The organism is Mycobacterium sp. NGS63 (assembly GCF_059812295.1).
On the sequence record NZ_JCALCJ010000005.1, the window covers coordinates 306,523 to 330,822 of the forward strand.

A 24,300-nucleotide genomic window follows, 5' to 3' on the forward strand; every position below is an offset into this window, starting at 1 on the left:
GTGAACGTGCTTCTGGCCGCACACTCGAACGCCAACGTGCGGCTGACCGCACACTCGGCGAGGGATCAGCGCAGCTGTTCGGTCGGCACCCCGTAGCGGTCCTGGTACGCGCGCACCCGGTCGCGGACCTCGGCGGCGTCCAGGCCGGTGTCCGACCAGGTGTAGCGGCTGCCGCCGCCGTCGCCGGGATGGGCGGCCAGGAAGTCGCGCATCCGCTGCGCGGTCTCGGGTTTCAGTTCGCGGCCCAGCCGCCGATAGATATCGTCGATCGTGGTCCACGGGTCGTTCATGAAATCGGTGAACAGCACGTCGATCACGCGGCCGGCCGGGACGGCGCCGGCGTCGCGCAGGGACATCTCACGGTCGAGGCCGACGGCGATCTCCTCATAGGACTGGGCGGCGCACTCGGCGATGTCCGACTCGTCGCTGCCCATCCGCCGCAGGTGATGGGTCAGCGCGGCGATCGAGGAGATGACGTTGAGCGGGTCGCGGTGGGTCTGCACGATCAGTGCGTCGGGGTACTCGGCCAACAGGTCGTCGAGGTGCCACAGGTGCGCGGGCGACTTCAGCAGCCACTGGCCCCGCACGCCGGACTGCAGGTGCTGCAGGAAGATTCGGTGGAATCGGTAGGCGCCGGCGTGGTCCGCCTCGTACAGCAGCCAGCGGTAGTAGCTCGGCAGTCGGTACTGCACCGAAAAGATCATGCTGGTGAACTCGCTGGCGGTGATGCGGACGCACTCCTGCCCGACGAGGGCGCCCATCGGATGAAACGCCAGGAACCCGGGGATGATCTGCTCGGAGAGCTCGATGCCGGCCTGCGTCTGCGCGATGCGCGGATCGCTGTGGTAGGTCTCGGGCCGCGGGACCGGACAGGGCGCGTCGACCTCCCAGGTCAGCGGGGCGCGCAGGTCGGGGTCCTGGGCGAGCAGGTCGTAGAGGATCGTGGTGCCGGTGCGCGGCTGGCCGACGATGAAGATCGGCGAAGCGATCGGCTTGCCCGCGACGTCGGGATGTTGTTTGCGCCAGGCGATCACGTCGAGCCGGTTCTTCAGCGCGCGCATGATGTCGAGGTAGGCGATCTCGATGCCGATCGCCGACAGCCGCGCCTCGCTGACCAGTCCGTCGGTCAGGCAGTGCAGGCCCGGCTGCCAACCGTCCGCGCCGAAGTCGTCGCCTCCCGCCTCCTCGCAGGCGGCCTCGATGAGCCGTTCCGGCGTGAACCGCTCGCGCAGCGTCATGCCCGGTCCCCGCCTTCGCGGACGGACACCGAGACGTCGGGCGGCGTGGGGTTGTCCAGCCAGCGCACGACCACGAACCCGCGATGCCGTCCGCCGGTGTCGAGCCAATGGCCAAACCCCAAGTCCTGCGCGGAGATTGCGATCCGCACCCGGCCGTCCGCGTCGGGCCGCGCCCCGCGGTTGGTCACCGAACTGTGCCGGCGGCGCGGCTCCAGGCACTCGTGCCAGACGCTTTCCAGCGTCACGTTCCAATAGCGGGTGTCGGGCGGCGCGATGTCGAGCACGAGCGCCTGGCCGGGTTCGAGCCGGAAGGTCCCCATCATGTACAGGTTGTCCGGGGTGGTGTCGGCCGCGCCGAGGTCGGCGGCCTCCGCCGTCACCAGCGTGTTCGGCGCATTCAACAGCTCGGGCTTGATAGTGCGGTGCAGCGTAACGAGTTTCATCAGCGTCCACGCCATCGCGGTGAACTGCTCGGCAAGCTCGCCGTCGGTCACCGGCGTCACCGGGTCGGGGTCGAGCGCCTCGATGCGCAGCGTGGCCAGCCGCTCGGCGGCGGGATCGCCGATGTACTCCCGGACCACGACCGACGACGCGTCGTCGGGGATCTTGACCCACTGGGCGCCGGCGAGGTCGGCGGGCTCCTGTGGCGAGAGCACCAGCGCGAATTCGCCGCCGCTGAGCGCCAGGTCGGCGTCGCTGACGTAGTTGGCCATCCGGCGCGGGGTCAGGCCGGTGCCGGCGAGGATCTGGAAGCCGAGGTAGGCGCTGGTGCCCCGGGTGCCGGTGATCCGGTAGCTGCGGTCGCCGCGGATCATCGCCAGGTAGTAGGCGCCGTCGGGGTTGGGGCCGCCGACCATCCTTGTCGGAGAGCACATGTCGAAGAACGCGGGGTGAGCGGGATCGGCCTCGACGGACAGCTGCGAGCACAACGAGGAGACCCGGGCGATGACGCGCAGCCCCTCGAGCAGTTCCCGTTCGGTTTCGGCGTCCTCGGTCACGATCTTGGTGACATCGGCCAGCATCTGCTGGAAGAACTGCCACGCGGCGCGCGCCTGGGTTTCAGCCATAGTCACATGCATAGACGATGCGCCGGCCCGCGGGCGCCGAATCGCCCGAATGTGGTGCGGCGGTTACATCTGCGCCCAGACGACCTTGGTCTGCAGGTAGGTCTCCAGGCCGGCCTTGCCCGACTCGTAGCCCCAGCCGGATTGCTTGTATCCGCCGAAGGGCATGGAGTGGTCGAATTGCATCTGGCAATTCAGGCCGACTGTCCCGGCCTTGAGCCGCTTGGCGATTCGGTGGGCGCGGCCGAGGTCCTGGGTCCAGGCCGTGGCGGCCAGTCCGTAGGTGCTGTCGTTGGCCAGGGCGACGGCTTCGTCCTCGTCGTCGAACGGGATGACCGCGACCACCGGTCCGAAGATCTCCTCCTGGAACAGCCGGCTGGTGGTGGCGACGTTGGTGAGCACTGTCGGGTGCACGAAGTAGCCTCTGCGGTCGAGCCGGTGCCCGCCGGTGACGACCTCGACGCCGTCGGAGCGGCCCTGGTCGAGGTAGCCCAGCACGCGGGTGAGCTGCTTCTGGCTGATCAGCGGGCCGATCAGGCTGCCCTCGTCCTTCGGGCCGCCCTGCGGCAGGCCGTTGGCGACGTTGGCGAGTTGTTCCACGAACTGCTCGTAGATGCCGCGCTGCACGAAGATGCGCGACCCGCACACGCACGCCTGGCCGGAGTGGATGAAGGTGCCGAACGCCGCCATCGGGACGGCCTTGGACAGGTCGGCGTCGTCGAACACCACCACCGGCGACTTGCCGCCGAGCTCCAGCGTGACCTTTTTCAGGTTGCTCTCGCCCGCCGCGTGCACGATCGCCCTGCCGACCTCGGTCGAGCCGGTGAAGGCGACCTTCTCGACGTCGCGGTGTGCGGTGATCGCGGCGCCCGCGGTGTGTCCGTAGCCCAGCAGCAGGTTCGCGACGCCCTCGGGCACGCCCGCCTCGTGCAGGATGTTGTCCAGCACCAGCGCCGACAGCGGGGTCTCCTCGGCGGGCTTGACGACGCTGCTGCAGCCCGCCGCCAGCGACGGCGCGAGCTTGGCGCAGAAATTGAAAACCGGTCCGTTCCAAGGGAATATCAGCCCGACGACGCCGTAGGGCTCCTTGAGCGTGTAGGCGTGCTGATGCGAGTCGATGCCGGTGAGGCCGCCGGTGTGCACGTCGGCCGCGATGCCCTCGATCTTGGTGCACCAGCCGGCGTAGTAGCGGAAGAACTCCGAGCCGACGGTGACGGTGCCCTGCGCCTGCAGCGGCGTCATGCCGGCGTTAAGCGATTCGAGTTCGGCGAGGATCTCCGCGTTCTGGTCGATCAGATCCCCGACGCGCCAGAGGATCTTGGCCCGCTCGCTGGGGGCCTTGTCCCGCCAGACGCCGGACTCGAAGGACGCCTTCGCGCGGGCGACGGCGGCGTCGACGGCGTCGGGGCCGCAGTCCTTGAACTCGGTGACCTGTTCCTCGGTGGCCGGATCGACCACCGCGATCGTCTGACCGGTGCCGGGTCGTTGACGGATCTCGTCCAGCACAGCTTGCACCGACATGCATGTCCTTTCCCGCGACGTTACGATTTCGACAGCCGAGGTTATGCGCTTAACCATGAATGTCCAGCGGCGGTCTAACTCCGCAGATGAGTTAGATTTTGCGCTGAACTGTGGCATATGCGCCAGTTTGCGGAGCGTTGACTAGGTCGACGACCGCTCGATCAGGCGGGCGACGTCGGCCTGCTCGGACGACGGCGGAGCGGGCAGCCCGAGCCGTTCGAAGACGGCCGCGACCGCGGCGTCGGCGACCGCGCGCGGGTTGAACTCCACCGTCGTCAACGGGGGTGTGCTCATCGCGCCCATCGGGCTCGCGTCGACGCCGATCACGGCGAGGTCGCCGGGACAGGACAAGCCGGCGCGGTGAATGCCGTACAGGACGAGGCACGCGATCTCGTCGCTCTGCCCGCACACGGCGGTCACGCCGTCGCCCACCCAGCCGGCCACCGTGTCGGCGGCGTTGTCGAGGGTGACGACGTCGACGCGGATGGACGGAAGGCCGCGCAGCCGCGCCGCCCGCGCGACGCCTTCGAACCAGTAGTCGCCCAGCGGACGCCATTTGGCGATCCCGGTGTAGGCGAACGCGATCCGGCGGTGGCCGCGCGACACGAGATGGTCGACCCGCAGCTCGCCCACCGACAGGTGCGGGCAGCGCAGCGCGGGCAGGCTGCCCACCTCGATGTGCGGTATGCGCGCCGCTTCGACCGCGCCGGCGGCGGCCGCGCTGAGCGGGAACAGGCTCGTCACCGCGACGGGGTCGAGGCTTTCGATCGCGTCGACGACGTGGCGGTCGTCCTCGGTCTCGAAGATCTGGACCTGAAGCAGTCCCTGGCGCGCGAGTTCGGTGGTCATCCGGCTGCCGGCCTGCATCGGCATCTCGCCGACCGCCACGTGCGGCAACACGTACAGCACCACTCCGCCCTTGCCGCGGGCGAGGTTTCGCGCGGCCAGGTTGGGGCGGTAGCCGAGGAGCTTCGCGGCGCGCTGGACCGCCGCGCGGGTTTCCGCGGAGATCCGCCGGCCCTCGGCGTCGTTGAGCACATAGCTGACGGTCGCGGTCGAGACGCCGGCCAGCCGGGCGACGTCGGCGGTGGTGGGCCGCACGGCCTTGTTCGCGCTCACCCGCACCACCTTCCGCGCCGCGCCATGCCCCATCGTGGCACGCCGCGCCGGCGAGGACTAATAGTCACTCACTGCTGGCGGCGTCTGAGCGGCCAACGCGTTGGCAACGCGCGATTCTGGGCGCCGGCGCCGTTGACACTGTGATCGGAATCATTGTCTACTAGTCCCTATCCCGGCACGCGAGGAGCGCGGCATGAACAAGGACGACCTGATCCTGATCAGCGTGGACGACCACATCGCCGAGCCGGCCGACATGTTCGACGCGCACGTCCCCGCCAAGTACAAAGACCGCGCGCCCCGGGTGGTCCTCGAACCCGACGGCGTCCAGCAGTGGTACTACGGGGAGGTTCGGGGACGGAACATGGGCTTGAACGCCGTCGCCGGCAAACCCCGCGAGATGTACAACATCGACGCCTCGCGCTACGACGAGATGCGGCCGGGCTGCTTCAACGTCGACGAGCGGATCCGCGACATGAACGCCGGCGGGCAGCTGGCGGGCCTGAACTTCCCGAATTTCACCGGCTTTTCGGGCCAGGTGCTCAACCAGGGTCCGGACCGCGACGTCAACCTGGTGATGATCAAGGCCTATAACGACTGGCACGTCGACGAGTGGTGCGCCGCCTACCCGGGCCGGTTCATCCCGTGCGGCATCCTGCCCCTGTTCGACGTCGCCGAGGCGGCCAAGGAAGTCAAACGACTGGCCGACAAGGGATGTCACGCGGTGACGTTCTCGGAGAACCCCGAGGCGCTGCAGATGCCGAGCATCCACACCAAATACTGGTACCCGCTGTTCGAGGCGGTGTGCGAGAACAAGACCGTGTTGTGCACTCACGTCGGTTCCGCGTCGCGGTCCCCGCAGGTGTCCAGCGACGCCCCGCCCAGCGTGCAGATGACGGCGTCGTCGATGATGAGCATGTTCACCTTCACCGAGCTGATCTGGGCCGAATTCTGGGCCGACTTCCCGGAATTGAAGTTTTCGCTCACCGAGGGCGACGTGGGCTGGATCCCGTATTTCCTCTGGCGAGCCGAGCACGTCTACAACCGGCATTCGGGCTGGACGCTGGCGCAGTTCCCACCCGGCTACGGCGGCCCCTCCGACGTCTTCCAGCGGCACTTCTACACCTGCTTCATCAGCGACAAGGTCGGCGTGCACAACATGGACTGGTTCAACGAGGACATGCTGTGCTGGGAGTCCGACTTCCCGCATTCCGACAGCAATTGGCCGTTCGCGCCCGAGGACGTCATGGAGACCATGGGCCACCTGGACGACTCGGTGATCAACAAGATCACCCACGAAAACGCCATGGCCGCATACTCGTTCGACCCGTTCCGGTACATCCCCAGGGAGCACGCCCGCGCGGGCCAGCTGCGTTCCCAGGCCGCCGACGTCGACGTCGTCACGCACGTCGGCCGCCTGGCCAGCCAGCGTGACCGCGACGCGTGGACCCGGATGACGCAATTCGCGCAGCAGTCACAGGTCACCGCCGAAGCTGCGGGCATTGCGGGCCGCGCCACCACCCTGGGCAACTGAGTGGCCGCCCGGGCGCCCTTCGCCGGCTGGCGGGTGCTGGAGCAGTCCAACGGCATCGCGGCCTCCTACTGCGGCAAGATGTTCGCCGACGCCGGCGCCGACGTCGTGAAAGTCGAATCCTCACAAGGCGATTCGATGCGACGGTGGTCGGCCGGAGGTGCCCCGGGCGCACTCTTCGGCTATCTGGCGGCCGGCAAGAAGTCGGTGGTCGCCGGCCCGCAGCAGGCGGCGGAGCTGCTGGCCGGCGCCGACATCGTGCTCACCGACCTCACCGACGGCTGGACACTCGGGCACATCACCGCCCGCACCGGGCCGGCGGCGGTGGTGGTCGCGGTGACGCCGTTCGGCACCACGGGCCCCTACGTGGACGACCAGGTGGTCGCCAACGAGTTCATCCTGCAGGCGTTGTGCGGGTCGACCGCCGGGCGCGGCTGGCCGGGCGACGAGCCGGTGCAGGCGGGCGGGCGGCTCGGCGAGTGGCTGGCGGGCACCTTCGCCGCCGCGGTCGCCGCCGCCACCGCCCGCCACGCCGCGCGGGGCGGGCGCGGGGAGGTCGTCGACGTCTCGACGTACGAGGCGATGGTCATCGCGATGGGCGGCCTGTCGACGATGTCGGCCAGCGTGCTGGGCGCGGATTCCCTGCTGTACCAACGCAGCCTGGAGCTGCCGTCGATCGTGCCCACCGCCGACGGCATGGTGGGGTTCTGCACCATCACCGCCCAGCAGTTCTCCGACTTCCTGGTCATGATCGATCGCGCCGACCTCGTCGACGACGCGGAGCTGGCGTCGTTCGCCGGCCGGGTCGAGCGCCGCGACGAGTTCCTCGGCATGGTCACGCGATGGACCCAGGCCCGCACCACCCAGGAGATCGTCGACATCGCGGTGGCGTTCCGAATCCCGGTGGCCCCCATCGCTTCTCCGGCCACGCTGCCCACCGTCGACCACTTCGTGCAACGCGGCGTCTTCGTCGAGTCAGGCCTCGGGGCGCTGCAGCCGCGGGTGCCGTATCGCAGCGCGGCGATGGCGACCCGGCCGCCGGGGGTGCCGCCGCAACTCGGCGCCGACGGCGGACGCGTCCAGTGGCCCGTCCGCCCGAGCCGGCCCGGCGCCGCCGCCGACGCGCTTCCGCTGTCCGGCATACGCGTCACCGACCTGACCGCCTTCTGGGCCGGGCCGGTCGCGACGCAGCTGCTCGGCGCCCTGGGCGCCGACGTCATCAAGCTCGAGGGCGTCCGCCGGCCCGACGGCATGAGGTTCTCCGCCGGCCGGCCCCCGGACTGGGACCAGTGGTGGGAATGGGGCCCGGTGTTCCTGTGCAGCAACAACAACAAGCGCGGCGTCAGCGTCGAGCTCGGCACCGACGCGGGACGCGCCGTCGCGTTGGAGCTGGTCGCGGCAAGCGATCTCGTGATCGAGAACTTCTCGCCGCGGGTGATGGCGAATTTCGGCATGGAGTGGGACGCGGTGAGCGCCGCCAACCCGCGCGCCATCATGGTGCGGATGCCGGCGTTCGGGCTCGACGGCCCGTGGCGCGACCGCGTCGGCTTCGCGCAGACGATGGAGCAGGCGACGGGCATGGCGTGGATGACCGGGCACGCCGACGGCCCCCCGGTGATTCCGCGCGGCGTGTGCGACCCGATCGCGGGGCTGCACGCCGCGTTCGCCGCGGTGGCGGCGCTGGTGATCCGGGACCGCGACGGCACCGGCATGCTGGTCGAGTCGACGATGGTCGAGGCCGCGCTGAACGTGGCCGCCGAGATGCTGGTGGAGCACTCGCGCAACGGAATCGAGCTGCGGCGCGACGGCAACCGCGGCCCCGGCGCGGCGCCGCAGGGCGTGTATTCGTGCCGGGGTGACGACGAATGGGTCGCGGTGGCCGCGATGGGCGACACCGCGCGTATTGCGTTGGCGGGGCTGATCGGCCGGACCGAACTCGGCCCGGGTGAAGACGCGTGGCGGGACCGGGCCGACGAGATCGACAAACAGATCTCGCAATGGACCGCTCGTCGCACCGTGGCCGAAGCCGTCGACGCGCTGCGCGCGGTTGGGGTGGCCGCGGCGCGCGTCACCGAACCGGCGGCCCTGCTGAGCGACCCGCAGTTGCTGGCTCGCGGGTTCTGGGAAACGGTCGACCATCCGGTTGCGGGCTCGTTCCTGTGCACCGGGATGCCGTTCGCGTTCCTCGGCAAGCCGCGGCGCTGGATCCGGCGGGTGCCGCCGCTGTACGGCCAGCACACCGAGGAAGTGCTCACCGGCGTCCTGGGACGCGGTCCGCGGGACCTGAGCGAACTGCGCGCCGCCGGGATCACCAGCGCGCGGCCGGCGGGACTGTGACGTGGCGGTGACGCTGTGCGTGCCGCCGCGCCCGGGCGAGCTGTGCGCGCCGGTCCGGTTTCTGGTGCGCCGGGATTCCGTGGTGATGGAATTGACTGCGCGCCACCGGATCACCGGCGTCGAATGGGACGAGCGCGAACGTGCGGTGGCGATGGTCGTCGAGCTCACCGACCCGCAAACCGCGCGGCCCGTGGACGTGCGAATCGAGGTGGTGGAAGCAGGCGGCATGGGCATCGCCGCGCGGGCCACCACGATCGGCACCATCGAACGGGACGGACGCAGATACCACGTCGTGGGCACCTACCTGGGAGTTGTCGCGGATGAAAACTAGGCCGAAGCGCACGGCGGCGATCGTCGGGGTGCACAACACCCGGCAGGGCCGCCGCCTGGACGGCGAGACCTCACGCGGCTTGGCGCTCAAGGCCATTCACGGCGCCCTGGCCGACGCCGGGCTGGGCCTCGACGACGTCGACGGGATCAGTGCCGGACCGCTGTCCACCGCGCTGATCTACGACCTGCGCCTCGGCCCGGCCTGGCAGGGACTCGCTTTCGGGGTCGGCATGATCACCGAGGCGGCCACCGCCATCGAACACGGCATGGCCGACGTCGTCGTCCTGGTGGCCGCTCAGGCGGGCGAGTACCGCGACCACGAGGCCACGGCGCCGTGGACCAGGCCCGAGAACGAATTCGTCGCGCCGTGGGGGATGTTCACCACCGCCGAGTTCGCGCTCATCGCCCGGCGCCACATGCACGTCTACGGCACGACCCGCGAACAACTGTCCATCGTGGCGGCGACCATCCGCAACAACGGTTCGCGAAACCCCGAAGCCGTGTACTACCAACGGGGCCCGTTCACGCCCGAGGACATCACCGCGTCGCGGCCCATCGCCGACCCGTTTCACCTCCTCGACTGCGCCACCACCTCGGAGGGTGGGTGTGCGCTCGTCGTCGCCAACATCGAGGCGATCGACGTCGCAAGCCGGCCCGTCTACGTGCTGGGCAGCGGCGCGGACTTCCACGGGCCGTCGTATCAGCATCCACCGGCATGGGATCTCGCCGGCCGGCGCGGCGACCACGTCAACGGCATGGTCGGCAGGCGCGCGGCCGAGCGCGCGTTCGCCCACGCCGGGCTGCGCCGCGAGGACGTCGACGTGCTGGAGCTCTACGACCCGTTCTCCTTCGAAATCATCCGTCAGCTCGAGGCTTTCGGATTCTGCGGCGACGGCGAGGGCGGCGCGTTCGTCGCCGACGGTCACATCGCCATCGACGGCAGCCACCCGGTCACCACCGACGGGGGAACGATGTCCTTCAGCCACGCGGGCTCCAACCCGCAGATGATGCAGCGGGCCGTCCGGGCCGTCCAGCAGCTGCGCGGCCACGCCGGTGACCTCCAGGTGCCCGACGCCCATATTGCGTTGTGCAGCAACGGGGGAGCCGGCGCCCTGTTCACCACCGTGCTGATCCTGGGAGACCATCCGCTATGACATTCGAGACTTCCGAATCGCTGCGGCCGCAGACCGGGCCCGTGCCGCATGCCAGCAGCCAGCTCAGCGTGCCGTTCTGGCAGGGATGCCAGGCGGGCGAGCTGCGCTACCAGCGTTGCGGGGGCTGCGGCCTGGCCAACTTTCCGCCGACCGAGCACTGCCGCCAATGCCTTTCGGCCGAATTGGGCTGGGAGACAAGCGGCGGCCTGGGCGAGATTTACAGCTGGACGGTGGTGCATCGCCCGGTCACCGCGGAGTTCGAACCGCCCTACGCGCCCGCGATCGTCACGCTGGACGAGGGCTACCAGATGCTGACCAACCTCGTCGGGGCGACCCCCGGGGATCTGGCGATCGGCATGCGCGTGCGGGTGCGGTTCCACGCCGTGGGTCCCGAGGTGATGTTGCCGTATTTCACTCCGGTCCCGTGAGCCCCGCGCGCAGCACCGATGGCCTGCCGGTAACCGCCTACCTGGTGCTGGGCGTGCTCGCGGCGAACGACGAACGACTCACCGCCGGTGAGATCAAGATGCGGGCCGAACTGTCGGTGGGGCACTTCTATTGGTCGCCCTCGGTCAGCCACGTGCGGCGTGAGCTGAACCGGTTGCTGGCGCGGGGCATGGTCGGCGAGATCGGCGCGCAGTCCGGCAAGCGCGCGATCACGCTGTACGAGACGACGGACGCCGGGCTCGACGCGCTGCGCCGGTGGGTCCAAGACTTTCCGGGCCAGGAGCAGGTGGTCATCAAGCACCCCGTCATCCTCAAGACCTGGCTTGCCCGCGGCGGCGATCCGGAACGCGTAATCGACACGCTGGACCGGCATCTCGAGGCGACCCGGGCCCGGCTGGACGAGGCGCTGTGGTCGCGGCAGCGGTCCCGTGAACTCGGCATCACCGATGACCCGGACCAGCGTTTCTCGTTCGCCGTCCTCGACTACGCGATCCGCGGACTGTACGCGGAGATCTCCAACATCGCGCAGCTGCGCGACGAGATCGCCGGCGGCACAACCCGGGACCCCGTCAAACGGGTGCGACGGGCAAAGGGGCAGATCCGCCGTCGGGCGCCGAAGGATCCGGGGTAGCGCGGCGGTACCGTGTGCCGCGAGTCTCACGCTCCCACAGCGTTTCACCGTCGCCGACCGCCGTTCCCCGGGCGATCAGATCGCGCTTGAGCACCTTGTGGGTGGCGGTGCTGGGCAGCTCGGCGGCGATGCGGACGTATCGCGGCCAGGCCTTCGGCGACAGGTCGGGCTGCGCGGCCAGGAACGCCTCGAACGTGTCGGGGTGCAGCTCGGCGCCGTCGTTGAGGACGATCGCGGCCATCACCTGATCGCCCACCCGCTCATCCGGCACGGCGTACACCGCGGCGCGGTTGATGGCCTTGTGCCGCAACAGTATTCGCTCGATGGGCGCCGCGGCCATGTTCTCGCCGTCGACCCGCATCCAATCGGCGGTGCGGCCGGCCAGGTAGATCCAGCCCTCGGCGTCGCGGTAGGCCAGGTCCCCCGACCAGTACATACCGTGGCGCATGCGTTCGGCGTTGGCGTCGGGATCGTTGTAGTAGCCGGTGAAGAAGCCCGACCCGCTCGTGTTGACCAACTCGCCGACGGCGTCGTCGGCGTTGGTCAGCGCCCCGGTGGCGTCGAAGCGGGCGACGGCGCACTCGGTGACGGTGTCGCTGTGGTAGATGGCGACCCCGTCGGCCCCCCGGCCGATCGAGCCTTTCGGTGTGCCGGGTTCGCGAATCACGATGACCGCGTTCTCCGTCGAGCCGAACCCGTCCTCGACCTGAACGCCGAAGCGGCGCGCGAACTCGTCGATGTCCTTGTCGTTGGCCTCGTTGCCGAACGCCACCCGCAGCGGGTTGTCGGCGTCGTCGTCGCGCTCGGCGGTCGCGAGGATGTAGGCGAGGGGTTTCCCGACGTAGTTCATGTACGTGGCCCCGTACCGGCGGACGTCGTCGAGGAAGTTGCTGGCCGAGAACTTCGCCGGCACGATCGACGCGCCGGAGGCCACCGCGGGCGCCCATCCCGCGACGACGGCGTTGGAGTGAAACAGCGGCATGGACACGTAGCAGGTGTCCGCGCCGGTCAGCCCGAAGCGGCCGACCAGGCTGAGTCCGGCGACGGTGGCCATCAAGTGGGATACCTGCACCGCCTTGGGATTTCCGCTGGTTCCCGACGTGAAGATCATCATGAACGCGTCCATGGCGGTGACCTCGCGGTGGGGGACCAGCTCGCCGGCGCCGCCGACGAATTCGGCCCACCGCGGCGTCGAGATGTCCAGGATCCGGCTGCCCGCCAGGTCCAGGCCGTCCAGCAGCGGCCGGTGTTCGGCGTCGGTCACGACGAACTGGCAGTCCGCGCGGCGGACGTCGGCGGCCAGCGCCTCGCCGCGCCGCGTGGTGTTCAGGCCGCACAGCACGTAGCCGCCGAGCCCGGCCGCCGCCATCTGGGCCAGCATCTCGGGCGTGTTCCCCAGCAGGGCGCCGATGTGCAGCGGCCGCCGCGGATCGGCGGCGGCGATCAGGGCCGCGGCCCGCGCGGCCGACTCCGCCAGGTATCGGCCCCAACTCCATTGCAGATCCCCGTGTTTGACGGCGATGGCGGGGTCGGTCAGGCGCTTGCGCAGCAGCGCCTGAATCGTGTCGTCAGCCATCGGCGCGGTCCACCTTCATTTACGAGACGAGACGGTCCGTCTTATCGTAGCGGCGGCCACCGGGCGGCCTTGCCTCAGCCGCCCACCATCATCAGGCCGCCGTCGACGGCGAGCAGCTGCCCGGTGATGAAGCCCGAGCCGGGCCCGGCCAGGAACACCAGCATCGGCCCGAGGTCGCGCGCGGGGTCCCCCAGCGTCCCGCCGAGCGGGATCATCATCTTCATCTGTTGATCGATGAGCGCGGCGGCCTCGGGGCCGAGGAATTCGCGCAGGCGGTTCGCGCCGGGCGTCTGCACCGCGGGCGCCAAGGCGTTGACCGTGACGTTGTCGGGGGCCCAGGCCTTTGCCGCCGATCGGGTCCAGGCCTGCACCGCGCCCTTGGTCGCGGCGTACACGGCCGAGATGGGGCTGCCCATAACGGCTTCCGAGGATCCGAAGTTGATGATCCTGCCGCCCTTGGGGTCCTGCTCCTTCATCACCGCGTACGCCGCCTGGTTGGTCAGGATGGTCGCCTTGACGTTGGTGTCCAGCAGGAACGAGATTTCGTCGTCGCCGATGTAGCCGGGGATCCCGGCCTGCCACAGCCCCGCGGCGTTCACCAGCACGTCGAGGCCGCCGAGGCGTTCGGCCGCCTGTTGCACCATTGCCGAAACCGCTTGGGCGTCACGCACATCGCACTGCAGCCAGGCGGCCGCGAGGCCGTCGGGCGGCGGGGTCTGGTGATAGGTGGCGGCGACCTCGGCCCCCGCCGCCGTGAGCGCACCGACGGCGGCCGCGCCGATTCCGGTCGCTCCGCCGGTGACCAGGATCCTTCGGCCTTGCAAAGGTGCTGTCGCGTCTGGCATGGCGGCAACGCTAGCAGCGCCGAACGTCGAGTTGTTGAGGAAAGCGCGCGGATTCGGCTCAACAACTCGACGTTCGGCGCTCCGGGGGCTAGGCGCGCACCGCGATCGACGACAGCAGGTCGGCGAGCCGCTCGGGGCGGTCCACCATCGAGAACGTGCGCGCCCCCTCGATGACCTCGAGGCGGGCGTTCGGGATGGTCGCCGCCAGCCGTTCGCCGTCCCCGAGCTCGAAGAACACGTCGTCGGCCGACCACGCGATCAGTGCGGGCTTGTCGAACTCGGGTAGCCGCGCGGCGACGCCGGTGGTGACCTCCGTGCGCAGCGACAGGGTGAACTGGCGCAGGTCCTCGGCGACGGCGGGGTCGGACAGCCCCGGTCGCACCCAGGCCGCCGTGAGGTCGTCGATGTTGCGGTGCGCCAGCCCGTCGAACGCGCGCTTGCGCGCGGCCGGCATCCGCATGGCCTGCGCCACGGCCCGGAAGGTCGTCTTCGACTTCGCCGCCAGGATCACCGGCTTGAGGACGGGCGGCGGAAAGTGTTCGAACGCATCGCAACTCGTGAGCACCAGCGCGCCGAGCCGCTCGGGACGGTGCACCGCGACGAGTTGTGCGACGACGCCGCCGGTGTCGTTGCCGACCAGGACCACGTCCTCGAGGTCGAGCGCGGCAAGCACGTCGGCGACGATGCCGGCGACCCCGGTGATGGTGCGGTCGGCGCCGGGGCGCAGCGGCTGCGGGTGCGCGCCCAGCGGCCAGGTCGGGGCGACGCAGCGCAGGCCGCGTTCGGCGAGGCGTTCGCCGACCTGGCGCCACAATTGGGCGCCCATCATGTAGCCGTGGACGAACACGACGGGCCTGCCGTCCTCGGGTCCGGTTGCTTCGTAATGGATGGTCCCGGCACTAATGTCGATCGTCGACATGGATGACTCCTACCTCGAACGGTACATTTACAAACAGGCTGTCTGTTCGTAAGTTACCAACAGGCTGTATGGAAATCAAGAGACGCACCCAGGGGGAGCGCTCCGCGGCGACCCGCGACGCGCTGATTTCGGCCGCCCGCAAGCTGTGGGGCCTGCGCGGCTACGCCGAGGTGGGTACGCCCGAGATCGCGACCGCAGCCGGTGTCACCCGCGGCGCGATGTATCACCAATTCGCGGACAAGGCAACGCTTTTCGCCGAGGTCGTGGAGGCCGTCGAGCAGGATGTGATGGCCCGGATGGCCACGCTGGTCGCCGAGTCGGGGGCGACGACGCCCGCGCACGCGATCCGGGCGGCGGTCGACGCCTGGCTCGACGTCTCCGGTGACCCCGAGGTGCGCCAGCTGATCCTGCTGGACGCGCCCAGCGTGCTCGGCTGGGCGGCCTTCCGCGACGTGGCCCAGCGGTACAGCCTGGGCATGACCGAACAGTTGCTCGGCGAGGCCATCAACGCGGGGCAGCTGGCCCGCCAGCCGCTGCGACCGTTGGCGCACATACTGATCGGCGCGCTCGACGAGGCGGCGATGTTCATCGCCACCGCCGACGATCCGAAGCGCGCTCGCCGGGACACGGGGGAGGTGCTGCACCGGCTCATCGACGCCATGCTGTCCGAACGTTGATCGCCGGCCGGCACCGGCCCGACGGCGCTAGCCGCCGCCGTGACCGCCGATGCCGCCCGCGGCGGTGCCGCCCGAAAATTGGGTGCCGCCGCCCCCGCCGCCCCCGCCGCCGATCGCGCCGGTGCCGCCTGTCGCGCCGCTGAAGCCGCCGAAGCCGGTGCCGTTGCCGCCGCTGTTGCCGGGGCCGCCGCCCGAACCGCCGGGGCCGGTGGAAAAGGTCTGGCCGCTGCCGCCGGTGCCGCCGCTGCCGCCGGTGCCGCCGGTGATCCCGCCGCCGCCCCCACCGCCGCCGCCGACCAGCGCCTCCCCCGCGGTGGCGCCGACGGTGGCGCTGCCGCCGCCGCCGCCAAACCCGGCCCCGGTGCCGTTGCCGGTGCCGCCGAAACCGCCGAGGGCCCCGATGGATACCCCGATGGCGTCGGCCCCGCCGCCGCCGCCACCACCACCCGGGCCGCCGACGGTGCCGGCCGGGCCGCCGCCCTGGCCGCCGGTGCCGCCGGTGGCGGGGAAGAGAGTCGAGATGCCCTCGCCGGCGGTGGCCCTGCCGCCGGTGCCGCCCGCGCCGCCGATGCCGCCATAGCCGCCACCGATGCTGTCGCCGCCCTGGCCGCCGCCGCCACCGGCTCCGCCGCCGGCGGCAGACGCGGTCGCGGCGTGGACGGTGGCGTTGCCGCCGTTGCCGCCGATCCCGCCGTTGCCGCCGAGGTGGCCGCTGCCGCCGTTGCCGCCGTTGCCGCCGTTGGCGCCGTTGACGACGGCGGTGCTGGCGGTGGTGGTGACGTTGATCGAGCCCCCGTTGCCGCCACTGCCGCCGGCGCCACCGTCACCGTTGGTTCCGGCATGACCCCCGAACAATCCCGCCAGCCCCTCGGCCTGGCCACCGGCCCCGCCGTTGCCGCCGTTGCCGGCATTGCCGCCATTGGTGGGGTTCAACGCGAAGGTGCCGTTGGGGAACATGCTGCCGACGACGCCGTTGCCGCCGGCTCCGCCTGCCCCGCCCGCCCCGCCGATGCCGCCGGCACCGCCATTGCCGTACAACCAGCCGCCGTTGCCGCCCGGGCCGCCGTTGCCGCCGATGCCGCCGGCGGTGCCGTCGGTGCCATTGGCCGCGGAGCCCGTGGCGCCGGCGATGCCGGCCCCGCCGGCCCCGCCCAGGCCACCGTTGCCGAACAATCCGGCGTTACCGCCTCGGCCTCCGGTTTGCCCCGGCGCCCCGGACCCGCCGTTGCCGCCATTGCCCCACAAAATCCCGCCGGGTCCGCCGTTTTGCCCGGTCCCCGCCGCCCCGTCGGTGCCGTTGCCGATCAGCGGGCGGCCCAGCAGCGTCTCGGTGGGCGCGTTGATGACGGCCAGCGCGTCCTGCTCCAGCGTCTGCAGCGGGTTGGCGTTGGCCGCCTCGGCCAGCGCGTACTGCGCGGCGCCGCCGTTGAGCAGTTGCACGAACTGTTGGTGGAAGGACTCGGCCTGGGCGCCGAGCGCCTGGAAGGCCTGTCCGTGGGCGCTGAACAGCGCGGCGATGCTCGCCGACACCTCGTCCGCGGCCGCGGCCAGCACGCTGGACGTCGGCCCGGCCGCCGCCGCGTTGGCCTGGCTGAGCAGCGAGCCGACGTTGGCCAAATCCGTTGCCGCCGCGGTCACATACTCCGGTGCGGCGATCACAAACGACATTTCGGTTCCCCCGGCTGAGACAGAGTGGTTGCCGTCGTAGTGTGCGCAGGCGGGAAGCCGGAGTTGATCGGGAAACTTCCCTATTTTTTTTGGTGATTACGGGGTGGTTTGGGACTGCCGGACGCGGGCCGCGGCCTGGGTCCGGTTGTCGACGCCGAGTTTGGCGAGGATGGCGGCGACGTGGTGACCGACGGTCTTGGGGCTGATCGCCAGTGCGGCGGCCACGTCGGCGTCGCTGTGCCCGGCGGCGATCAGCGTGAGCACTTCGCGTTGCCGGCGGGTCAACCCGTCCGGGTCCGCCAGCGTGTCGGCGGCCCGGCCGCGCCGGACGGGGCCGCGCAGCGTCGCCAGGCGCTGTTGGGCGCGGCGGGCCGCCGCCCGGGCGCCGAGCCGGCGAAACGTGGCCAGCGCCGACTCCGCCGCGGCGATGTCGCCGCCCAATTCGGCGATGGCCGCGTCGTAAGGACAGCCGCGGCCCCGCCAGGCCTGCGCGGCGGCCTGCCAGTCCCCGCTGAGCTCGAGCTGAAACGGGGTGATCGGCCCGTCGTCGCGGACGGGCACGGAAGGCGCCTCCGGGGCGCCGCCGGGCAGTTGTGCCCAGCGGCACAGCTGCCAGATCAGCCAGGGATTGCGGTCGGCGCCCATCCTGGCCAACGCGCCGCGCGCAACGTCCCGGGCCGCCTCGTCGTCGCCGGCCAGCCAGGCGGCCTCGGCGCGCGCCGCCCAGATCGGGAAGAAGCGCTGCTGGTCGACCTCCGAGCTGGCTTCGATGTCGTCGAGCAGCGAGCCGACCGGCCGTTCGCCGCGACGGGCGTGGATCAGGGCCAGGATGAGGCGCGGCGCGATCCAGTTCACCAGCGTCAGCCCGGGCCGGCTGAGCAGGTCAACCGCTCCACCGCGTCTAGTAAACCCGCCGAACGTCGAGTTATTGTCGCGAAAGCGCGATATTTTCCCGAACAAGTCGACGTTGGAGCCCGTCGACTCAGCGCCGGCTGTGGGCGAAGAATTGCCAGATCGTGTCGGTGGCGTTGAGCGCCGTGGACGGGCCGGGGATCCCCGCGAGTTCGGTGAGCGGGCTGGGCTCGCCGCCGGGCCATTGGTGGCCGGCGCCCGACACCGAGATCAACTCGACTGTGCGCCCGTCCGGGCACCCGGCCGTCAGCGTGGTCACGCTCGCGGCGGTGGCCGAGGTCGGCGGGCCGCACGCGTCGATCGACCGCCAGGTGGCGTTGACCGACTCAACCGAGGGGCCGTCCACGCGCGGATTCCCGTTGATCGCGAAGGCTTTTCCGGGCCCGCCGTGGTAGGGCACCCGGTCGTCGGCGGTGCCGTGGATCTGCAGCACCGACGTCGGCCGGGCCTGGGAGCAATCGGTCAGCAGCGTGCCCGCCACGGGTGCGATCGCGGCGAAGGTGTCGGTCTGGCATCCCAGTCGCAGAGCCATCATGGCCCCGTTGGACATGCCGGTGGCGTAGACGCGGGCGCCGTCGATGGGGATCTGCTGTTCGATGGCCCTCACCATCGCGGTGAGGAAACCGACGTCGTCGACGTTGTCGCGCTGCGGTTGTCCGCAGCACGTCCCGGCGTTCCAGGCGCGGTTGACGCCGTCGGGGTAGGCGACCAGGAAATGCCCCTGGTCGGCCTCGGCGTCCCAGTGGTAGGACCGCTCGGCCTGTGCGCCGTTGCCGAAGCCGCCGTGCAACATCACCACCAGCGGTGCCGCGTCGGGCAGGCCCTGCGGTCGATACAGGTGAAAGGTCCTGCTGATCCCGCCCGCCTGGACGGTTTGCGTGGACTGCCCGACCGGAATCGATTGGGGGCCGGGCATTCCCAGCGCGTGTCCGCCGCCCCCGCACCCGCCCAGCGCGACGGCCACGACCGACACGAGACAGACGCCGAGGGCGCGCAGCGTTCGCATGCGCCCATCGTGGCACCCGCGCCCAAATTCGACAAGTAACTTGTCAAATTCGTTGCAAGTGGGCACACTCGTCCCATGCGTGATGCCGAATGGACACCCACCGTTCCGGCGTTGGTGAACCTGGTGGCGGCCTCGGGGGCGCCCGCGTTGCGAGCGGCGTTCGCCGCGGCCGGGCTCGACGGGATCCGCCCGGCGCAAGCGGTTGCCCTGGTCCCCCTGCGGGCAGGTGGGTTGCACGCATCGGGCCTGGCCGACCGGCTCAACGTCAGTCGCCAGGCGGTGGCCCAGGGGGTGGCGAGCCTGGAGCGGCACGGCTACGTCACCCGGGCGGCCGATCCCGGGGACGCCCGGGCCCGGATCATCGAGCTGACACCACGCGGTCGGCAGGCGCTGCGCGTGATGCGCTCGCACGCAGTCGATTTGGAGAAGCGATGGGAACGGGCGCTCGGTGCCCGCCGATTGGGCGAGTTGCGGGAGACGCTGCAGGAGCTGCTCTCCGCGGGTGATGGCCCTCCCCAGGGCGCAGGCTGTACTAGGTTCGACCCATCACGATGATTAGGAGGCCGCCGTGCCCATCTTCATGGTCGAGCGCAACTTTGCCGAGGAATTGGAACCCAGCCTCGAGATCGCCGACGGCATCAACCGGATCAACGACCACGAGGGCGTGCGCTGGATGTACTCGTTCCTGTCCGCCGACAAACGAAAGACCTACTGCCTCTACGAGGCTCCCTCGCCCGAGGCCATCCGGACGGCGGCCGCGCGCGCCGGGCTGCCGGCCGACGTCATCGTCGAGGTGCGTGACCGCGTCACCCCCGACGGCGCGTTGACCGACATCTGAGACAGTTAGCCGAGCAGTTCGTGATCGGCGGCGTACATCGCCGCCTGGGTGCGGTTGGCGGCGCCGGTTTTGATCAGGATGTTGCGGACGTGGTTGGCGGCGGTGTTGGTGCTGATGTAGAGGCGCTCGCCGATGGCGCGATTGCTCAGCCCCTCGGCGAGCAGTCGCAGCACTTCGACCTCGCGGTCCGTAAGGCCGTCCGGGCCCGTCGTGTGCAACGAATCCACCAGGTCGGCGACCCGGTTCTGGCCGATGGGGGCGGCGACGGCGCGGGCCTCGTCGGCCAGGCGCCGGGCTTCCTCGGCGCGGCCCTGCGACGCGGCGAAGAGCGCGCACCGGGCCAGCGTGTCACTGATATGAACCACCGAGCCCATCCGGCGGTCCATCTCGAGGGCGGTGTCGAAATGCCGTTCGGCCGCGGCGGTATCCCCCTCCAGCGCCGCGATGCGGGCGAGGTATCGGTCGGCGCAGCCGAACAGGGCGACGAACTGGCCGGCAACCAGATTCTTGCCGGCGTAGCGGGATACGTACGGCCGCAAGGCATGGAGCGCCTCGCGGTTGCCCAGCTCCAGCGCCGCCTCGACCATGAAGACCAGTTCCATCGGCCACTGTGCCTCGTCGGTGCGGTCGCCGATCTTGCGGTTCAGCAGATGATTGAGGGCGCGGGTCATGCCGGGCTCGCAGCCGAGTTCGGTGTACAGCGCGAGCAGGCCGGGCACCCATCGTCCGGCGAATGTCTCGCTGCCGTCGACGAATCCGGCGAATCTCTTCAGGTCCGCGGTTTCGCGCCGGATCATGAACATCTGGACGCCGTGCGAGCCCTCGGTGTCGTCCGCATCGAACATATCGCCTGTGCGCAAAGCGATGTCGGCCCACCGCTCGGCGGCGGCGAAGTCGCCGCGCAGATAGGCCAGCGCCTGCTCGACGCACGCGCCGACGAACCCGAAGACGGGTTGGCCGATGGCTTGGCCCGCGCGCCGCATGTCCGCCAGCGACGCGGCGAGGTCGTCGGGCCGGCCGGCCAGATAGCTGACCATGGCGCGAAAGTGCGAGGACGCGCCCAGCACTTCGTAGTCACGCCGCGCCAACGCCATCCGGGACACCTCGGCCGACCGCTCCGCCTGGATTTCACACTGCTCCGGGATGAGCCCGTGCCACAGGCTGGTCTTCAGTGTGTGCATCAGCACCGCCGGATCGCCGAGGGTCTGGGCGCGCTCGATGGCGTTGTTGCCGACCTCCCGCGCGCGCGTCGCCTCGCCGGCGAAGGCCAGCGCCCGCCCGAAGCTGCCGAGCGCCTGCACGTAGCGCGGGTCGTCGCTGTCCAGGCCGCAGGATTCCAGCGCCGCGGCCAGCAGGTCAGCGGCCGTCGAATCCGATTGCCCGCGACGCCAATTCGCTTCCTCATAGCCGATGGCCGCGCCCAGGCGGATCAGCGGGTCGTCCATCGCGCTGAGGCGTTCGTAGATCACCCGCGCCCGCGCGAAATCGGCGGCGCGCACGTGGTTGGCCGCCGCATCGAGGTCCAGCCTCGCCCGGTCGGCGCGGCTCAGCTCGGGCAGTGACGCCGCCCGCTCGAACCAGCGCGCCGCATCCTCGTAGGCCAGGCTCTGCTCGGCCATCCGGGCCGCCTGGTGTGCGTACCGCAACGCCTGCTCGTGGTAGCCCAGCACGTGCGCCCGCAGGTAGTGGTTCGCCAGCCGGGGCACGACCGACGGGTCGGCCCGGCCCTCGAGGGCCTCGGCCGCGCGCGCGTGCATGATCCGCAGCCGCGACGCCGCCATCCCTCCGACCACGGCCTCACGGGTCAGCGCGTGCACGAACGAGAATTCGCCGTCGGAGTCACGAACGGGCCGGATCAGCCCGACGCCGTCGGCCGAATCGACCGCCGCCAGCGTGGCGGGGAGATCGCTTTCGCTCGCGGCGACGAGCGCGGGCAGGTCGAACGTCTCCCCCAGGACCGCGGCCTGCTCGATGACGCCCCGCACGCCGGCCCCCAGCCCGCTGAGGCGGCGGGCGATGGCGTCCCCGATCGACGCCGGGACGGTCTGCTGGGCGCCCAGGGTGGCCAGCCCGCCGCGGGCCTCCAGGTCATTGACGAGTTCGGTGAGGAAGAACGGGTTGCCCCCGGTCTTGTCGCGCAGCAGGGCCGCGGCCGTGCGCGCGGACGCTGGGGCCAGCTGCTGGGTTCGCCGCACGAATTCGGCGATCGCCTCGGTGTCCAGCCCGGCGAGGTCGAGGCGCCGCACACCGTCGAAGCGGTGCAGTTCGGCCAGCCTGGTGGTGAGTTCGTCGGAGCGGTCCGGTTCGGTGGTGCGGAAGGTGGCCACCACCAGCAGGCGGGCCTCGGCGCACCCGATCAGGACGCGTTCGAGCATCGCGAGGGTGGGCAGTTGCGCCCAATGCAGGTCGTCGAGGATCAGCGCGATCGGTCGATCGACGGCCAGGCGCCGCAGGAAGCCGGTCAACGCCTCGAAAAGGGCCTGCCGCGGGGACGCGACGTCCGCCGCGGGGCCCATGCCGGGCAAGTGCCGGTCCACCTGGGGGGACAGCCGCCGCAACTGCGGTCCCGCGTCGCCGAGGATGTCCGCCATCGAACCCGGCGGCGTCGCGATCAGCAGCCGGTCCAGCGCCTCGGCGAACGGGGCATACGGCACGTCCGCGTCGGCCGTCGAACTCCCGACGAGCACCGCGACGTCATGCTCGGCCAGCTTTCCGGCCACCTCCGCCGCCAGGCGCGTCTTGCCCGCGCCGGGCTCGCCGCCGATGAACACCGCCTGTCGGCTGGCACCCTCGACGCGCTCCCACGCCTGCTCGAACGCGGCCAGCTCGGTGGCGCGGCCGACGAGCGGGCCGCGGCGACGTGCCATCAGGTCCGCCGGAAGCGGGGGTGGCACCCACTGCGCCATGGAATCAACGTAATCGCGCCGGTTTTGCGGGTCGATAGTCAGTTCTGACTATCGTTGAGCGCCTCGGAAATGCGTCGTTGTGGTCATGACGCCGGCCTTTCTCGCCCCGTAGCGTCGCGGCATCGAGACCCGTGAGCAACTCCAGGAGGTGCGGGCCATGTGCGCGACAACCGCGACCGACGAACTCCGCAGCAAATTCGGGGCGCAGGCGATCCTGCCCGGCGACCCCCGATACGACGAGGCCCGGGCGCTGCACAACGGCATGATCGACAAGCGGCCCGCGGTGATCGTGCGCTGCCGGTCCGCCGGGGACGTCGCCGGCGCCCTCGAGTTCGCGCAGACCGCCCAGAACCTCGCGGTCGCCGTCCGCGGGGGCGGCCACAACGGTCCCGGATTCGGTTGCGTCGACGGCGGACTCGTCATCGACCTGTCCCCGATGAACCGCGTCGACGTGGACCCCGACCGGCGCATCGCGCGCGTCCAGGGCGGCGCGACGTGGGCGCACGTGGACGGCGCCACGCATGCGCACGGCCTGGCGACGCCGGCCGGGATCATCTCCAGCACCGGCGTCGGCGGGCTGACCCTGGGCGGCGGCCACGGCTACCTGACCCGCAAGTACGGGCTGACCATCGACAACCTGTTGGAGGCCGAAGTCGTGCTGGCCGACGGCCGTGCGGTGACGGCGTCCGAATCGGAGCATCCGGACCTGTTCTGGGCGCTGCGCGGCGGGGGCGGAAACTTCGGCGTGGTCACGTCATTCACGTTCCGGCTGCATCCGGTGCACACCGTGATCTGCGGTCCCACGGCGTGGCCGGCTTCGGCCACCGCCGACGTCCTCAAGTGGTACCGGGACTTCCTTCCGGCTCAGGACGAGGAGCTGTACGGATTTTTCGCGGGAATCACCGTCCCGCCGGCGGCGCCGTTCCCCGAGGCGTTCCACTTGCAGAAGGCGTGCGCCGTGATCTGGTGTTACAGCGGCGATCCCGCCCGCGCCGACGAGGTTTTCGCGCCGGTCCGGCAGATGAAGCCGGCCTTCGAGGCCCTCGCCGCGGCACCCTATCCCGCGCTGCAGTCCACCTTCGATGACCTGTACCCCAAAGGGCTGCAATGGTATTGGCGCGGCGACTTTTTCCGCACCGTGACCGACGGGGCGGTCGAGGCCCATGCCCGCTTCATCGAGGAGCTGCCGACGATGCACTCCACCATGCACCTGTACCCGGTCGACGGCGCGGTCCATCGGGTCGGGCAAACCGATACGGCGTGGGCATACCGGGACGTCAACTTTTCACAGGTCATCGCCGGGGTGGATCCCGACCCGGCCAACGCCGAAGTGCTGAAGGGGTGGACGGCGGATTACTGGAACGCGACTCACCCGTACTCGGCCGGCGGAGCCTACGTGAATTTCCTCATGGAAGAGGGCCAGGACCGAGTCCGCGCAACGTACGGCCCGAATTACCGGCGGCTCAGCGAGGTCAAGGCGCAATACGATCCGCGCAACGTGTTCCACATCAACCAGAACATCGTCCCGGCCGTGACAGAAGCTGTCCCTTCGCCGTAGCTCGGGCGTGGCGGATTACTCGCGGG

Annotated in this window: 21 protein-coding genes; 10 read left to right on the forward strand and 11 right to left on the reverse strand. The window is 70.7% G+C overall.

Going from position 1 to position 24,300, the window contains the following annotated elements; translation table 11 throughout:
• Window positions 1-65: 65 nt before the first annotated feature.
• The 4 genes from AC5Y4Z_RS15525 to AC5Y4Z_RS15540 all read right to left on the reverse strand — a co-directional run bounded on the left by AC5Y4Z_RS15525 (window position 66) and on the right by AC5Y4Z_RS15540 (window position 4,975).
• Entirely contained in the window at window positions 66-1,238 is a 1,173-nt protein-coding gene (locus AC5Y4Z_RS15525; protein ID WP_499965342.1) for a sulfotransferase family protein, read from the reverse strand.
• Window positions 1,235-2,305 carry a DUF1214 domain-containing protein gene (locus tag AC5Y4Z_RS15530; RefSeq protein WP_499965343.1) on the reverse strand — a complete coding sequence of 357 codons (1,071 nt, stop codon included), beginning with the start codon at window positions 2,303-2,305 and terminating at the stop codon, window positions 1,235-1,237. The genes AC5Y4Z_RS15525 and AC5Y4Z_RS15530 overlap by 4 nt, the downstream gene beginning before the upstream one ends.
• Window positions 2,306-2,368: 63 nt before the next feature.
• Entirely contained in the window at window positions 2,369-3,823 is a 1,455-nt protein-coding gene (locus tag AC5Y4Z_RS15535; RefSeq protein ID WP_499965344.1) for an aldehyde dehydrogenase family protein, read from the reverse strand.
• Window positions 3,824-3,964: 141 nt separating this feature from the next.
• Window positions 3,965-4,975, reverse strand: coding sequence for a LacI family DNA-binding transcriptional regulator (locus tag AC5Y4Z_RS15540; protein ID WP_499965345.1), 1,011 nt, complete (start codon window positions 4,973-4,975; stop codon window positions 3,965-3,967).
• Between the two features lie 160 nt (window positions 4,976-5,135).
• Here AC5Y4Z_RS15540 and AC5Y4Z_RS15545 point away from each other — a divergent pair, with 160 nt between their 5' ends.
• The 6 genes from AC5Y4Z_RS15545 to AC5Y4Z_RS15570 are packed head-to-tail and all read left to right on the forward strand — an operon-like array spanning window position 5,136 to window position 11,369.
• On the forward strand, window positions 5,136-6,473 hold the full coding sequence (locus tag AC5Y4Z_RS15545; RefSeq protein ID WP_499965346.1) for an amidohydrolase family protein: 1,338 nt from the start codon (window positions 5,136-5,138) through the stop codon (window positions 6,471-6,473).
• Window positions 6,474-8,807, forward strand: coding sequence for a CaiB/BaiF CoA-transferase family protein (locus AC5Y4Z_RS15550; RefSeq protein WP_499965347.1), 2,334 nt, complete (start codon window positions 6,474-6,476; stop codon window positions 8,805-8,807).
• Window position 8,808: 1 nt separating this feature from the next.
• Window positions 8,809-9,138 carry a hypothetical protein gene (locus AC5Y4Z_RS15555; protein ID WP_499965348.1) on the forward strand — a complete coding sequence of 110 codons (330 nt, stop codon included), beginning with the start codon at window positions 8,809-8,811 and terminating at the stop codon, window positions 9,136-9,138.
• A complete protein-coding gene (locus tag AC5Y4Z_RS15560) occupies window positions 9,128-10,291 on the forward strand; it encodes a thiolase family protein (protein ID WP_499965349.1) in 1,164 nt (387 codons plus the stop codon). Before AC5Y4Z_RS15555 ends, AC5Y4Z_RS15560 begins: the two co-directional genes overlap by 11 nt.
• Window positions 10,288-10,719 (forward strand): Zn-ribbon domain-containing OB-fold protein, encoded by a 432-nt coding sequence (locus AC5Y4Z_RS15565; protein ID WP_499965350.1) that lies wholly within the window; start codon window positions 10,288-10,290, stop codon window positions 10,717-10,719. Before AC5Y4Z_RS15560 ends, AC5Y4Z_RS15565 begins: the two co-directional genes overlap by 4 nt.
• Window positions 10,716-11,369, forward strand: coding sequence for a PadR family transcriptional regulator (locus AC5Y4Z_RS15570; RefSeq protein ID WP_499965351.1), 654 nt, complete (start codon window positions 10,716-10,718; stop codon window positions 11,367-11,369). Before AC5Y4Z_RS15565 ends, AC5Y4Z_RS15570 begins: the two co-directional genes overlap by 4 nt.
• Here the strand turns inward: AC5Y4Z_RS15570 and fadD1 are convergent.
• From fadD1 to AC5Y4Z_RS15585, 3 genes are all read right to left on the reverse strand, one after another.
• A complete protein-coding gene (fadD1, locus tag AC5Y4Z_RS15575) occupies window positions 11,308-12,945 on the reverse strand; it encodes a fatty-acid--CoA ligase FadD1 (protein ID WP_499965352.1) in 1,638 nt (545 codons plus the stop codon). The two genes, AC5Y4Z_RS15570 and fadD1, sit on opposite strands and share 62 nt — an antisense overlap.
• 74 nt (window positions 12,946-13,019) lie before the next feature.
• Window positions 13,020-13,790, reverse strand: a complete 771-nt coding sequence (locus tag AC5Y4Z_RS15580) for an SDR family NAD(P)-dependent oxidoreductase (protein ID WP_499965353.1) — start codon at window positions 13,788-13,790, stop codon at window positions 13,020-13,022.
• An 88-nt stretch (window positions 13,791-13,878) separates the two neighbouring features.
• On the reverse strand, window positions 13,879-14,709 hold the full coding sequence (locus tag AC5Y4Z_RS15585; RefSeq protein ID WP_499965354.1) for an alpha/beta fold hydrolase: 831 nt from the start codon (window positions 14,707-14,709) through the stop codon (window positions 13,879-13,881).
• Window positions 14,710-14,777: 68 nt separating this feature from the next.
• Here AC5Y4Z_RS15585 and AC5Y4Z_RS15590 point away from each other — a divergent pair, with 68 nt between their 5' ends.
• Entirely contained in the window at window positions 14,778-15,386 is a 609-nt protein-coding gene (locus AC5Y4Z_RS15590; RefSeq protein WP_499965355.1) for a TetR/AcrR family transcriptional regulator, read from the forward strand.
• Window positions 15,387-15,413: 27 nt separating this feature from the next.
• Here the strand turns inward: AC5Y4Z_RS15590 and AC5Y4Z_RS15595 are convergent, their stop codons facing one another.
• The 3 genes from AC5Y4Z_RS15595 to AC5Y4Z_RS15605 all read right to left on the reverse strand — a co-directional run bounded on the left by AC5Y4Z_RS15595 (window position 15,414) and on the right by AC5Y4Z_RS15605 (window position 18,972).
• Window positions 15,414-17,054 (reverse strand): PE family protein, encoded by a 1,641-nt coding sequence (locus AC5Y4Z_RS15595; protein ID WP_499965356.1) that lies wholly within the window; start codon window positions 17,052-17,054, stop codon window positions 15,414-15,416.
• A gap of 96 nt (window positions 17,055-17,150) precedes the next feature.
• Window positions 17,151-17,909 (reverse strand): helix-turn-helix transcriptional regulator, encoded by a 759-nt coding sequence (locus tag AC5Y4Z_RS15600; RefSeq protein ID WP_499965357.1) that lies wholly within the window; start codon window positions 17,907-17,909, stop codon window positions 17,151-17,153.
• Window positions 17,910-18,036: 127 nt separating this feature from the next.
• Complete coding sequence (locus AC5Y4Z_RS15605; protein ID WP_499965358.1) at window positions 18,037-18,972, reverse strand: CE1 family esterase; 936 nt, start codon at window positions 18,970-18,972, stop codon at window positions 18,037-18,039.
• Between the two features lie 75 nt (window positions 18,973-19,047).
• Here AC5Y4Z_RS15605 and AC5Y4Z_RS15610 point away from each other — a divergent pair, with 75 nt between their 5' ends.
• Together AC5Y4Z_RS15610 and AC5Y4Z_RS15615 are read left to right on the forward strand one after the other, a co-directional pair.
• Complete coding sequence (locus tag AC5Y4Z_RS15610) at window positions 19,048-19,527, forward strand: MarR family winged helix-turn-helix transcriptional regulator (protein WP_499965359.1); 480 nt, start codon at window positions 19,048-19,050, stop codon at window positions 19,525-19,527.
• Window positions 19,528-19,540: 13 nt separating this feature from the next.
• Window positions 19,541-19,810: a DUF4242 domain-containing protein gene (locus AC5Y4Z_RS15615; protein WP_499965360.1), complete on the forward strand. Its 270-nt coding sequence runs from the start codon at window positions 19,541-19,543 to the stop codon at window positions 19,808-19,810.
• 5 nt (window positions 19,811-19,815) lie between these two features.
• Here AC5Y4Z_RS15615 and AC5Y4Z_RS15620 read toward each other — a convergent pair whose 3' ends face one another.
• Window positions 19,816-22,716: a helix-turn-helix transcriptional regulator gene (locus AC5Y4Z_RS15620; RefSeq protein WP_499965361.1), complete on the reverse strand. Its 2,901-nt coding sequence runs from the start codon at window positions 22,714-22,716 to the stop codon at window positions 19,816-19,818.
• A gap of 157 nt (window positions 22,717-22,873) precedes the next feature.
• On the opposite strand from AC5Y4Z_RS15620, the gene AC5Y4Z_RS15625 reads away from it, so the two are divergent.
• Window positions 22,874-24,274, forward strand: a complete 1,401-nt coding sequence (locus AC5Y4Z_RS15625) for an FAD-binding oxidoreductase (protein ID WP_499965362.1) — start codon at window positions 22,874-22,876, stop codon at window positions 24,272-24,274.
• The last annotated feature ends 26 nt before the right edge of the window (window positions 24,275-24,300 follow it).

Bases quoted from the DNA above. Each gene is read 5' to 3' on its own strand.
- AC5Y4Z_RS15535 (WP_499965344.1), bottom strand. From the start codon at position 3,823: ATGTCGGTGCAAGCTGTGCTGGACGAGATCCGTCAACGACCCGGCACC.
- AC5Y4Z_RS15620 (WP_499965361.1), bottom strand. From the start codon at position 22,716: ATGGCGCAGTGGGTGCCACCCCCGCTTCCGGCGGACCTGATGGCACGT.
- AC5Y4Z_RS15530 (WP_499965343.1), bottom strand. From the start codon at position 2,305: ATGGCTGAAACCCAGGCGCGCGCCGCGTGGCAGTTCTTCCAGCAGATG.
- AC5Y4Z_RS15525 (WP_499965342.1), bottom strand. From the start codon at position 1,238: ATGACGCTGCGCGAGCGGTTCACGCCGGAACGGCTCATCGAGGCCGCC.
- AC5Y4Z_RS15605 (WP_499965358.1), bottom strand. From the start codon at position 18,972: ATGCGAACGCTGCGCGCCCTCGGCGTCTGTCTCGTGTCGGTCGTGGCC.
- AC5Y4Z_RS15590 (WP_499965355.1), top strand. From the start codon at position 14,778: ATGGAAATCAAGAGACGCACCCAGGGGGAGCGCTCCGCGGCGACCCGC.
- AC5Y4Z_RS15585 (WP_499965354.1), bottom strand. From the start codon at position 14,709: ATGTCGACGATCGACATTAGTGCCGGGACCATCCATTACGAAGCAACC.
- AC5Y4Z_RS15580 (WP_499965353.1), bottom strand. From the start codon at position 13,790: ATGCCAGACGCGACAGCACCTTTGCAAGGCCGAAGGATCCTGGTCACC.
- AC5Y4Z_RS15565 (WP_499965350.1), top strand. From the start codon at position 10,288: ATGACATTCGAGACTTCCGAATCGCTGCGGCCGCAGACCGGGCCCGTG.
- AC5Y4Z_RS15595 (WP_499965356.1), bottom strand. From the start codon at position 17,054: ATGTCGTTTGTGATCGCCGCACCGGAGTATGTGACCGCGGCGGCAACG.
- AC5Y4Z_RS15540 (WP_499965345.1), bottom strand. From the start codon at position 4,975: ATGGGGCATGGCGCGGCGCGGAAGGTGGTGCGGGTGAGCGCGAACAAG.
- AC5Y4Z_RS15610 (WP_499965359.1), top strand. From the start codon at position 19,048: ATGCGTGATGCCGAATGGACACCCACCGTTCCGGCGTTGGTGAACCTG.
- fadD1 (WP_499965352.1), bottom strand. From the start codon at position 12,945: ATGGCTGACGACACGATTCAGGCGCTGCTGCGCAAGCGCCTGACCGAC.
- AC5Y4Z_RS15545 (WP_499965346.1), top strand. From the start codon at position 5,136: ATGAACAAGGACGACCTGATCCTGATCAGCGTGGACGACCACATCGCC.
- AC5Y4Z_RS15560 (WP_499965349.1), top strand. From the start codon at position 9,128: ATGAAAACTAGGCCGAAGCGCACGGCGGCGATCGTCGGGGTGCACAAC.
- AC5Y4Z_RS15625 (WP_499965362.1), top strand. From the start codon at position 22,874: ATGTGCGCGACAACCGCGACCGACGAACTCCGCAGCAAATTCGGGGCG.